This is a genomic window from Ruegeria sp. YTSA135 (assembly GCF_059610165.1).
The window spans coordinates 1-8,871 of the sequence record NZ_JBXWNC010000036.1 but is presented as its reverse complement, the minus strand read 5'-3'; the positions used below and the strand labels follow the sequence as shown (position 1 = coordinate 8,871).

The 8,871-nt window shown below is 52.2% G+C and carries 10 protein-coding genes and 1 pseudogene; 1 reads left to right on the top strand and 10 read right to left on the bottom strand.

The window, feature by feature from the left end; genetic code table 11:
* Positions 1-93: 93 nt before the first annotated feature.
* Positions 94-1,443 (top strand): annotated as a pseudogene (locus tag AC2FIT_RS22390) (IS3 family transposase).
* Positions 1,444-1,473: 30 nt separating this feature from the next.
* Here AC2FIT_RS22390 and AC2FIT_RS22385 read toward each other — a convergent pair.
* From AC2FIT_RS22385 to AC2FIT_RS22340, 10 genes are all read right to left on the bottom strand, one after another.
* Positions 1,474-2,043 (bottom strand): hypothetical protein, encoded by a 570-nt coding sequence (locus AC2FIT_RS22385; protein ID WP_496832612.1) that lies wholly within the window; start codon positions 2,041-2,043, stop codon positions 1,474-1,476.
* Between the two features lie 442 nt (positions 2,044-2,485).
* Positions 2,486-3,628 carry a phospholipase D family protein gene (locus AC2FIT_RS22380; RefSeq protein WP_496832610.1) on the bottom strand — a complete coding sequence of 381 codons (1,143 nt, stop codon included), beginning with the start codon at positions 3,626-3,628 and terminating at the stop codon, positions 2,486-2,488.
* Between the two features lie 249 nt (positions 3,629-3,877).
* The gene (locus AC2FIT_RS22375) at positions 3,878-4,987 is read right to left on the bottom strand and encodes an HlyD family secretion protein (protein WP_496832608.1); all 1,110 of its coding nucleotides are present in this window, start codon (positions 4,985-4,987) and stop codon (positions 3,878-3,880) included.
* Between the two features lie 40 nt (positions 4,988-5,027).
* Positions 5,028-5,687, bottom strand: a complete 660-nt coding sequence (locus AC2FIT_RS22370; protein ID WP_496832606.1) for a hypothetical protein — start codon at positions 5,685-5,687, stop codon at positions 5,028-5,030.
* 38 nt (positions 5,688-5,725) lie between these two features.
* Positions 5,726-6,619: a bile acid:sodium symporter family protein gene (locus AC2FIT_RS22365; RefSeq protein ID WP_496832604.1), complete on the bottom strand. Its 894-nt coding sequence runs from the start codon at positions 6,617-6,619 to the stop codon at positions 5,726-5,728.
* Positions 6,620-6,702: 83 nt separating this feature from the next.
* The gene (locus tag AC2FIT_RS22360) at positions 6,703-7,044 is read right to left on the bottom strand and encodes a DUF202 domain-containing protein (protein WP_496832603.1); all 342 of its coding nucleotides are present in this window, start codon (positions 7,042-7,044) and stop codon (positions 6,703-6,705) included.
* 20 nt (positions 7,045-7,064) lie between these two features.
* A complete protein-coding gene (locus AC2FIT_RS22355) occupies positions 7,065-7,403 on the bottom strand; it encodes a DUF1622 domain-containing protein (protein ID WP_496832601.1) in 339 nt (112 codons plus the stop codon).
* A 14-nt stretch (positions 7,404-7,417) separates the two neighbouring features.
* Positions 7,418-8,035: a CobW family GTP-binding protein gene (locus tag AC2FIT_RS22350; RefSeq protein ID WP_496832599.1), complete on the bottom strand. Its 618-nt coding sequence runs from the start codon at positions 8,033-8,035 to the stop codon at positions 7,418-7,420.
* Complete coding sequence (locus AC2FIT_RS22345; protein WP_496832597.1) at positions 7,959-8,447, bottom strand: CobW family GTP-binding protein; 489 nt, start codon at positions 8,445-8,447, stop codon at positions 7,959-7,961. Before AC2FIT_RS22345 ends, AC2FIT_RS22350 begins: the two co-directional genes overlap by 77 nt.
* Positions 8,448-8,519: 72 nt before the next feature.
* Positions 8,520-8,871 (bottom strand): hypothetical protein (locus AC2FIT_RS22340; RefSeq protein WP_496832614.1); only part of this gene is annotated, 352 nt, incomplete at its 5' end.

Here is an 8,871-nt window from a genome sequence, read left to right as displayed (position 1 = left end):
CAATCGCAAGTAACTGCATTCTGTGAACTCCTTCTGCTTGCTACGTCTGCCGAAAACTATCGGCGTCGGTGCAAGGGACGTCCATTCCATAAGATGAGACAGAAACCCGGAACACGCAAATGGCCTGCCGGGAAGGTCGAGAAAGATGTTCGTCGGCGCACCAGCAAGCAGCATTCAACCGATCAGAAGTTCTGGATCGCTGGCGGGATTACGCGACCAGCATAGCGTAGTCGAACTGTACCGCCGCGAGGTGATCGCGACGAGCCCCCACTACAGGTGGTCGAAAGAGTTTCTTGAGGCCGGCAAGACGCGACCCACGGGCGACACCGCGCGCGCCGCGACATCGACCGAGGTCAAATATCTGCGCCGCGAGGCACGCGATCTGAAGGAAGTAGTTGCCGAACAGGCTCTTGAACTGCGGTTGCTCAAAAAAAGCATGATTGCGGATGGGGGCGACGACGAATGAGGTATCCCGCATCCGAAAAGCTGGAGATCATCCGCCTCGTCGAAGGTTCGCATCTCCCGACCAAGCGCACTTTGGAAAAGCTGGGCATCCCGAAGACCACCTTCTATCGCTGGTATGACCGTTATCTGTCGGGTGGCCCTGAGGCGCTTGAGGATCGCAGTCCCAAGCCATCACGGGTCTGGAACCGTATTCCGCAGCCAATGCGTGACAAGATCAAGGGCCTGGCTCTGAAGGAAAGCGAACTGTCGCTGCGTGAATTGGATGTGCAGTTCACCGACACGGAAAAGTATTTTGTGTCAGAGGCTTCGGTCTATCGCATCCTCAAGTCCTACGACCTGATCACCAGCCCGGCCTATGTGGTTCTATCGGCGGCCGATGAGTTCCGGGACAAAACGACTCAGCCGAAACAACTCTGGCAGACCGATTTTACCTATCTGAAGGTGCTCGGCTGGGGATGGTTCTATCTCAGCACAATCCTGGACGATTACAGCCGATACATCATCGCTTGGAAGCTTTGTACGACGATGAAGACCGAGGATGTGACCGATACGCTGGACCTCGCCTTACAAGCCTCGGGCTGTGATCGGGCCACTGTTCTGCACAAGCCGCGTCTGCTCAGCGACAACGGGTCCAGTTACATCTCTGGTGAGCTTGCCGAATGGCTGGCACAGCAGAAAATGGAGCACGTGCGTGGCGCGCCTTATCATCCGCAAACCCAAGGCAAGATCAAGCGCTGGCATCAGACCCTCAAGAATCGCATCCTGTTGGAAAACTACTATCTGCCTGGCGATCTCACGCAGCAGATTGACGCCTTCGTTGAGTATTACAATCACTGTCGCTACCACGAAAGCCTGCAAAACCTCACGCCCGCTGACGTATACTTCGGACGGGGCGAAACCATTCTGAAACAACGAGGAAGGATCAAACGAAAGACCATCGAAACGCGCCGCTTGCTTCACCGAAATGCTGCCGCATAATCAATCCAACCAAATGAGCCACACTCTATCTTAGATCAGAGCGCCATCTGTCCCAAAATCCCTGACGACGGACACCTGTGAGATACGAGAAGTTAGATCGGCTGTTTCAGAAATTGCATCCAAAGCATTTAATTCATCCCCAGCACGCAGCCCCCTTCCATCATCAATGCGCCCTCCGTAACCCACTACTCTAGCACTCCCTGCAGACTGTGCGGCTAACCCGGAACCGCCAGCAGGATCACCAGGCAATTCAGATGTCCAAGAATACATAGCATGGGCATCGACACGGAGTTGTAGTCCAGCCGAAGCAATACCTTTTGGGTCTGAACCCGTTAGAGCTATGTCTGTACCGACTAGCGCACCACCACCGAATGAAACGGAAGCACCTTTCAGTTCGTCAATAGTCTGGTAATCATGGGCATACGTATGGGTAACTTCTACTGGAATGTCCGCCCCAATGGTAAACCCGATTGAATTCACGCGATGGAGTGAACCATTGTAGCTTACGATGCCACTTTGAAAAGAAATGGGCCCCAAATCTACAGTGGTTATAAGCCCTTTGACATTCGAATTCCCGGGATATTCATCAATGTGAGACATATCACTCTCCTAAAATCATAACGAATGCAAAAGCAGCGAAAAAAAGCAAAGAAATTACGAGAAAAACGGGGTGCCGAGTCCAGAATCTAATGCCAAAAGGGTCTTTTAGAGCGAGCCAGTTAGAAAAATCATTCCGAAATTTCTCACCAAACATAAATCCAATAAACACTAAGAAATAGATAATGATCACATAAATTGGTAAGTTTGAACTTAGGTTACTCATTTCCAGCTCTCTTTTGTAATTAGTTTTACAGTTGCGTATTCAATCAACTACTATCGTTTTTGGTAGCACTCTTGAAAAAAGGACGTGACAGGGCGCTACTGATTGGACAATCGGCTTCCATAGTTTCCTCCAATCGTTTTCATCCCGAGTTTCCTAAAGAGCCGATCCGTTTTCGAAAGATTTTGTCCAGACGTACCGTGAAACAAAACCACATCAGCATCATTGGCTTTCGATCATGATGCCCATTTCAGTGTTGAGATGCGCAGACCTTGGATCGAGGTTATATGAGCCAATGAAGATCCGCTCACCATCTGAGCCAAAGGTTTTTGCATGCAGCCCTGATGCCGATCCAGCCAGGATCTCTGGCAGGCTTCTGTCGCGACGTTCCCGCCGCAAGGTTCGCAGCTCCAGCAGTTCTACTCCGCTGTTCAACAAATCATATCTATAACGCATATACGCAGCTTGAACCGGCATCACGTCTGTCGCGTCCAAAGAATTGGTCAAGATACGGACCCTAACACCTGACTTGGCCAACTCCTCCAAGACCTTTGAACCTCTTTCGCCAGGAATAAAATATGCCGAAACAAGGTCCAGTGAGGTCTGTGAAATTTTAGCGAATTCGATCAGTTGTTCGACCATCAGGTCTTCACTTATAACTTCGCCCAATCCCTTCGCCGGATCGTCGACAAAAAGGGTGACCTCGCTCCAATCAAACTTCAGACTATGTGCCGCGATGTGGTCGGCCAGTTCACTTTCCTGAATCGCCTTTTGGTAACCTGCGCCAACGGCGGTTTGCCGTGCTGCATCCGCCTTGGATTGCAGGCTGTCTACCGCTGGAGGATCTAAGAATAGTCCAGCATCGTAAGACGAGGCACTGTTCCAGTAGGCGTCGAACGATTGCGAAACCTCGTCCACAATTGGGCCGATGGCTATCGCGTCTAAATTTAGGTAGTGCGTTCCAGCCCCATAGTCGAAATAGATGTCGCCAATGTTACGCCCCCCAACGATCGTTGCGACCCCGTCTACAGTCATTGACTTGTTGTGCATCCGCCGGTTCAGTCGGCTGAAGTCAAATGCATAAGACAGGAGCTTGGGTTTTCTCAGCGTAAACGGATTGAAAATACGCACATTCGCGTTGGTGAGAGCGTTTAGCTCTGAAAGCAGTTCGTCCAACCCGGAGATACCGTTGTCGTTGACCAGTAGTCTGACGCGAACACCGTGTTCTGCTGCCGCCCTAAGCTCGTCGAGAAGCATCAGGCCTGCTACGTCATCTTGCCAGATATAGTATTGCGCATCGATTGAGGAAGTCGCCTCTCTCGCAAGGATAGCCATGGCCGCAAATGCGGCACGTCCATCGCCCAAAGTCCGCACCCCATCGAGACCGCGGTTGCGTTCAACTGCGTTTTTTATGGTTTCGCCCAAGGGGCCGGCCCAATCGGCGTCTTGTTTAAGCATTTGCTGCGAAAAATTCTACTCAGGCAGCGGAAAAGCCAACCTTAACCCAACAACGGCTAGTGCAATCACCGCTATCAAAATCAAACAAATTCTGATCAGCCGCATTCAGTTTCCTGTAATTGGTGCATCGGATTGCCCCGTTTGTTGAACTTGAGCTCAAATGTAGTTGAGTTTCTTATTGATCCAAAACAGGATTTCCGCCAGCACTGAGATTGCGCCGGCCTCTTCCGTGATTACCAATGCAGTTCCTGATGTACCAAGCTGTGCAAGATCAGAAGGAAGACCTTCTGGGATATCAATAGTGACGATGTAGCTCGACGCGCCTGTAAGTTCGCGCAGGCTGGGCAGCCCGCCCCTCGTGTCCAACGCGCCCTCTCGTGTTCCCGGAGGGATTGACCGTATCGTGGTCTCAAATTCCTGACCTGGCATAGTGCCCAAAGCAATCCGGATCGTGTCGCCAACTGCCACGTTGGGATAGCTGCTTTGCGGCAACGCCGCGATGAGCAGCCGATCTGAAGGAAGCAAAAAATTCACGGCGCCTTGTAACGTCGTTACACGATTGCCAGGGCGGAGGGAGAGCGCCGTCACAATACCATCACCAGGCGCACGCACGACTGTCTGCTGCAATGCCCACTCAGCTTGGGCAAGCGCCTCTTGAACTTCTACAACTCCAACATCGACCCCATCCACCTGGGCCGCGATGCGTCGTTCAAGGCTCTGTCTACGCGCTTGTGCTGCTCGCAGCCCGGCTTCGAGTTGCTCTATCGTTGAAACTGCTTCCTGCAATTGGAACTCAGCCGCAGCACCACGTCCAGTCAGCTGAACGATGTCATCGCGACGCTGCACACCGAAAGACAGTTGAGCTTCAAGGGAGTCAATGTCGGCTAATGCCGCCTCATAGTCTGTCTTCAACTGGTCTGCTGCGGACTGTGCTGATGCGAGAGAGGCTTGAAGTCGGGCAACTTCAGCCGCGTAGGTGGTGTCATCTATTCGAAACAACACATCACCCTTTGCCACCGGTTGGTTTGCAGCAACCGCCACTTCAGTGACTGGACCGGATACATTCGGTGCAATGTTGATGACCGCACCTTGAACGGACACAGTCCCGGATGGCGTCGTGTGGTTTAAGGCTCCAATAACAACCAACGCTATGACCAAAGCTCCACCATATACGACCGTCTTGAAGAACCCGTTCCAAGGCAGGATTTTGAGCTTCGCAAAAACCAGCCAGACTATGCCAAAGTAAAGACCGAGAATAATGAGCATCGTGAATTGCCCTCACTGTGTTTCTTTTGATCCGTTGCCGTCAAAACTCACGCGCGTAGCTTACGCCAATCAGGTTACGTTGTCCGAACGTATTGTCGATGTAACTGCCAAACACGCTGATGCTATCGTCCGGCGATGCATTGAAGGTCACGCCCGCACCGATGGTAAACCCCGAGTTGTCGTTGGAACCGGCAGATAGGACACCGCCGGTTTTCATAACCCAGCGTTCAGACAGCGGCTTGAGGCCAAGTATACCGATGTAACCACCTTTACTGGCCACCTCAGCGGGAAAGGCACCAGCAAACTCGAAGTCGCTGTTGCTGACCCTACCATCGGTGTAATTTGCACCGAGCGCTGGGAACAAAAGCCATCCCTTCGGCTGGAAGCCAAAAGCGGCAAGCGGTACAAAGGTTCCTATAGCGTATTGCGTTTGCTTGACGTCGCCTTCAAGCTCCTGCTCGGACGCCGAAAAATTAACTATCCCAAAATCCAAGAGATAAGAGCCACCAATGCGCCACTGATCGTCTTCCGAGACCGAGATATTGATCTTCGTTACGGGCCCGAAAGCAACCGAGCCAAATACGGTGCCAAAGTCACTATAACGGACGCCGAGTTTCGTAACGATCTTTGTCGGATCATCCGATAGTTTCTCGTCTTCTGCGGTCTGCGCCCAAGAAGCGGAAGCGGCTATAGCGAGCATGGTTACAAGATATGTTCGCGATGTCGTTCGCCCAATCGTCATGTATTGGTGCCCCGATCATCATTCCCAGATTGGTTCTGCCGTTTTCTTGCAATCGCACAGGCAATAGTGAACACAAGGTTGATTGGAGCCATCAGCATCATGAAGGCCAGAACGCTCGCTGAATAGGCCGGATCAAAGCAGCACGCATCCACAAGTAGATGGACGAGACCTACATTGCGAAGGTTTGTGCAGGTCGCAAGGACCTGCCGATACTCCCGATTCTGGCCGCCTAAAAACCAGCCGAGCGCCATTAGGGAGAGAATGAAAATCAATATGGCAATCAAGCTCGAAGGTCCCAATCCAACCGCAGCTTCCTGCCGGATGCTGATGCTTGCTACGACAGATGCAATGAAGGAGACTGTCGATATCAGCATCGCTGGTTTGTATATATGCTCGGCCACGTCCAGGTAAAATCGTCGGATCAAAATCCCCAGAAGCAAGGCAATTCCGATCACACCCACGATGCGGATCAGTAGCCGGTCCCAAGCGACACGTTCCAGCGCGGCGGTTGGCAGAACGACCTGAGCGGCCGAAGGCGTAAGAACCAAGCCAATGATTGAAAGTAAGACCAGCAAAGCCCCGGCCGCGCCGACTTGTCCTGGCGCCTTGGTCGAAAACTGGACAGCGTTGACGCCGCCGGGGGCGACTGCCAACAAAAACAAAACAGCACTGACAGGCCGAGGTAGGGGAAAGACCCCGACAACCAGGATTGCTATGATGGGCGGTATGAAGACATTTGCAGCAAGCAGGCGCGTTAGCTTTTCGCGTTCCAGAACAGCTGCACCCATTTCGCGCAGCGTTGCACTCATCCCGATGCAAAGCATGGCCAGAGAAATGAAGATATTGATGAACAGGGTGACGGATTGCTCAAAAGGCAGCGGCGACTCCATCACAGTGGTTCCACATTCCAAAGAATGCTGATTGTAGCGTAGATAGCGACTGCCAAGATCAACCCGGCTGAGACCAGCGCTGGCTAAACCGGAATTGGCTTTCCGGAGATATCAGATATCCGCTTGAGAAAAGTGATTTGCTGTACGATGGCGACAGACAGCATTAGCACCGACAGTATCAACATGAACAATCCGACAAAACGTGCGTGTTCTACCGGAGCTTCTTGCAACCCGGTCACTTCAGTCAGGATTCTGAATAGTGCGGGTATAGAGAAGCCGAAACCAATGAGCGATGTAGCCGCTCTCATGTATCCCATGGTCGTCCTGTCTGAAGCGAGCCGGTACCTCTCGAATGCAAGGTCCGTGCGGTCTCCCGCCATCTGGTTGGTAGAACGCAGCGCTTCATCCTCGTCATCAAAGTCCATAGTATGCCTCAGTGGATTTCTCAGGTTTCATTTGGTTTGTTTGCAACCCGCTCCTCGCGAATTTCCCGAACGAGGAAATAGTCGAGAAAGGTTCGGACAAAGGCGATGGCGGTCAGCTTGGCAAGCTCTTCTATGCTCGGGTCTGTTGCGGTTGCGATGATGTCCGCCCCCAACTGCAGTTCAAGCGCCACAATCAGGGATTTCCCGAGGATGTGCCGAGCGACTGGCTCAGCATCAGACTTTCGATGAATAATTAACGCTCGCGCAAAGGCGATGCCTCCCGCAGCAACAACGATGACACTTGCTGCTTCGAATAGAACTTGGATATAACTCGACGCTTGAACGATCAGGATTTCCAACTCATGCATGGCAACTATCCTGTTGCGACAGTTACAACTTCGCTATTTTCGTTTCCGACAGACGACACAGAGCAAGCATTGAACAACTCACCTAAGTGCGCTTGATCAAGAGTTGTCTTGTGTGCGATGGCAACGATCCGGTTAGTTAAATCCTCAGCGCCCCAAGAACTGTGTTTTGTCAACTCGACACGTCGCCCGACAACTTGCAGCAAATAACGGTTGTTCGGGTCGTCATCCAGGTAAACAAATCCCTTGCCACGATAGATATTAGAAGGCAGTTCTCTCTTGATCATTCGTTCCAGTGCTTTGCGCTGCAATGGAGCGTCGCGCGTATAACTCCAGGTGCTAAAGAAAGAACCATGATTGTGCCTATGATGATGTTCGTGGTCGTGGCTATGCGCATGATCAGCCATCGCGCGAGAAACATCGAAACGACCGACGGATAGCAGGATTTCGAGTGGAACGTTACATTTGACGGCAGGAACGATGCGAACCCTTGAGAAGAAGCCGTCTATCCACCTCTTTACCTTTGCAGTTTCCTCGACACCCGCCAGATCAACTTTGTTTAGGATTACAAGATCCGCAAATCCGATCTGCTGCAGCTTGCAGTTTTGCAAGGTCCGGATCGTCATACGTGAATAATTGATGGGCATCGACGACACACGTCACACTGTCAAGTCGTATCAGGTCGCGATAGGCTGAATCAACGAACGTAATATAGATGCTTGCTGGGTCTGCCACGCCGCTGGCTTCAAGCAGTATGTACTCGATGGGATCATCACGTTCGATCAATGCGGCGACTGACTCAACGAGATCATCGCGGATCTGACAGCAGACGCAGCCGTTCGCGAGGCTGATCATCCCATCTTCGACGTCAACAACCAGTTCTGCATCGACATTGATCGAGCCGAAATCATTCACAAGAATGCCGACTTTCAACCCGTGATCGCCTGTCAGAACGTGGTTAAGAAGCGTGGTTTTCCCAGCGCCCAAGAAACCGGTTAGTATGGTTAAAGGAACAGGTTCATTCTTGGCATCGTTCATGCTTTTTTCTTGCTGAAAGCGTTGTACGCGCCGTGTCGACTATCGCCCGGCGCGGAGCTGTCTCGGTCGGAATTAATCCGTATGCTCGCGCGCCGCGATCAGCGCCTGCACATCGACTCGGAATGTCTCTTCATCGCAATGCTGTGTGAGTGGGCGCAACACGTCTTCAGGCATGTAAAGCGCTGGATCGAGTTCACGGTCCCGATACATTGCGTCCTGCTGCTCCTCACGAGGTAGGCGCGGTTTTGGAATTGGGATGTACTCCGGCAATTTGCCACCAGGGAACATCTCTGGCGGCAAGTCCTTCGGGTTGGGTGGTTGCATCGCCGCGCTTTCTGGGCGCAACGCCACCGCACGGCGTCCAGTTTGGGCGTCAAAAAGGGGGGGCGTGGCCGTCTGATTGGTCGCACAAAGGGCGGCATGA